3 protein-coding genes are annotated in these 2,261 nt (G+C 44.5%); 2 read left to right on the forward strand and 1 reads right to left on the reverse strand.

The genetic code is table 11. From position 1 onward, the window contains the following. Window positions 1–259: hypothetical protein (locus CHX27_RS15670; protein ID WP_207758916.1), on the forward strand; the 259-nt coding region annotated here is incomplete at its 5' end. Then, window positions 229–1,167 (forward strand): thioredoxin-disulfide reductase, encoded by a 939-nt coding sequence (gene trxB / locus CHX27_RS01155; RefSeq protein WP_094484944.1) that lies wholly within the window; start codon window positions 229–231, stop codon window positions 1,165–1,167. The genes CHX27_RS15670 and trxB, both read left to right, overlap by 31 nt. 56 nt (window positions 1,168–1,223) lie before the next feature. Here trxB and CHX27_RS01160 read toward each other — a convergent pair whose 3' ends face one another. Further along, complete coding sequence (locus CHX27_RS01160; RefSeq protein WP_094484945.1) at window positions 1,224–2,060, reverse strand: GIN domain-containing protein; 837 nt, start codon at window positions 2,058–2,060, stop codon at window positions 1,224–1,226. Between the last annotated feature and the right edge of the window lie 201 nt (window positions 2,061–2,261).

The raw sequence follows: 2,261 nt of genomic DNA on the forward strand, positions 1-2,261 counted from the left end.
CAAACGGGCGACCCAAGAAGCCCGGTTGTGCCGCCGTTTTGCGCACAAATTTTTGCGGACTAGCAGCGAAGGAACCGACCGCCGCACCAGAATTCCACTAAACGAGCGGCGGAAACGCCCAAATACCAATTCACGAAACTTTTCTTATCAACAAATAGATATATCTGATTGCTTTTTTGAATTTCATATCACGGGTAATTTTACATTTGCAACTCTAAATTTATTTTTATGGCAGAACATCTTAAATGTCTCATTATAGGTTCAGGACCTGCGGGCTACACAGCAGCAATTTATGCGTCGCGCGCCAATATGAACCCCGTTTTATATCAAGGAATGCAACCCGGCGGGCAACTTACCACAACCAATGAAGTGGAAAATTTCCCGGGCTACGTGCACGGCGTAACCGGACCCGAAATGATGGTGCAACTTAAAGAACAAGCTGAACGCTTTGGTACACAAGTGCGCGACGGCTGGGTTACGAAAGTTGATTTTAGCGGACCTCTACACAAAGTTTGGGTAAACGATACGATCGAGATTCATGCAGAAACCGTGATTATAAGTACCGGTGCCTCGGCAAAATACCTGGGCTTACCCTCCGAACAACGCTACTTGCAACAAGGTGGCGGCGTTTCGGCCTGTGCGGTATGCGACGGATTTTTCTACCGCAATCAAGAAGTTGTTATTGTAGGTGCGGGCGACTCGGCTTGTGAGGAAGCGCACTACTTATCAAAACTGTGTAAAAAAGTAACGATGTTGGTGCGCAGCGAGAAATTTCGCGCGTCGAAAATCATGGAAGAACGCGTGCGCAAAACCGAAAACATCGAGATTTTAATGCATACCGAAACCCTCGAAGTTCTGGGCGATGGAAACGTAGTGACAGGAGTTACCGCCTTGAACAAAACCACCAACGAAACCATCACTATTCCGGCAACCGGTTTCTTTGTGGCTATCGGACACACACCAAACACGGCCATTTTTAAAGATTACTTGAACTTAGACGAAACCGGCTATATTTTAAATGTACCAGGTAGCTCGAAAACCAATGTTCCAGGCGTTTTTGTTGCAGGCGATGCCGCCGATCAGGTGTACCGCCAAGCTATTACCGCGGCAGGAACGGGTTGTATGGCTGCGCTCGATGCCGAACGTTACTTGGCTTCGTTGGAGTAAAACGCAATAAATATTTTCTAGAAAATCGCTTTGGGTTTAAACTTGAAGCGATTTTTTTATTTCTCCGCCTTCTTAAACAAGCTCGCGCTATCGGCAAACAGTGCTAAATCCACTTTGGGTGTGCCGTACAGTTTAATTTCAGATTTCCCAGAAGCTTTTATTTCGCAGGTTTTTGCCGCGTGAATACTGGCTTCGCTAAACGCTTCGGTAGCAATTTCGACTGCCTGAGCCGTTAAATTATTTGCCGTTAAAGCGCTGTTGTTGTCGAGTCGGTATTTGGCAAGCTCGGCGTCGCCTTCCAGTTTAGCAATCGCTTTTTGGTATAAATCGGTTTGCAGCGTCGCCGTGTTGATTAGTGCTTTCACCGAGGTCGTTTTAAGTGCCGTAAGGCTGCATTCGGTGGCTTTGATGTTCAGTTCGGCCATCGCGTCGTTATCCAGTTGCACACTTATTTTCTCCGCTTCCGAATTCAAGAAAAGTTTGGCTTTATCGTTTATTTCAAAGCGAATAGAACCTACTTTTATCGTTTCCAGCACATTTACAACGGCGGTCGAGCGCGCTACGACTAACTCGAGCGACGGGTCGTACATAATTCTGATTTTAAACGCTTTATAACCGGTTGGAATTTTATTGGTCGATATTACTATCGTTCCTCCGTTTAGTTTTAAATCGAGCGCATCTTGCAAATTATCGTCGGCTTCCAGCTCAATTCCTGGCGTTGCTGCCGAAATAAGCGACACTTCGATATCGTCGGCAATTTCAATTTTGTTAAACGCCTCAACTTCCTTTTTTTCAATCTTAACAATTTTCGAACCTTTAACTTTAGGCTTGGTTTGCGCGCTGGCCGTTACAGCAAAAATGAGAAGAAAAGCGAACGTATAAAGTGATTTCATCTGTTTTGTGTTTGAACAAAGATATTGAAGTGATTTAAAAATCAAAGTCTGAATTTTAAGAGTCAATTTATTCTCATCAGCAACACCCAAAAACGATTGCTTTCGTTCGATTTCGTTTTTATTTGGGCGTTCCCGCCGCGTGTGATTATTTTTTCAAACCTGAGTTCGATTTAAAAATTGCGGTCAGAAAACAGATAAATG

The sequence above is a fragment of the Flavobacterium aurantiibacter genome (assembly GCF_002251775.1).
In the GTDB taxonomy this organism is placed as follows: Bacteria; Bacteroidota; Bacteroidia; order Flavobacteriales; family Flavobacteriaceae; genus Flavobacterium; species Flavobacterium aurantiibacter.

Excerpts from the sequence above, each read along its gene's own strand:
- trxB (WP_094484944.1), top strand. The coding sequence starts at position 229 with ATGGCAGAACATCTTAAATGTCTCATTATAGGTTCAGGACCTGCGGGC.
- CHX27_RS01160 (WP_094484945.1), bottom strand. The coding sequence starts at position 2,060 with ATGAAATCACTTTATACGTTCGCTTTTCTTCTCATTTTTGCTGTAACG.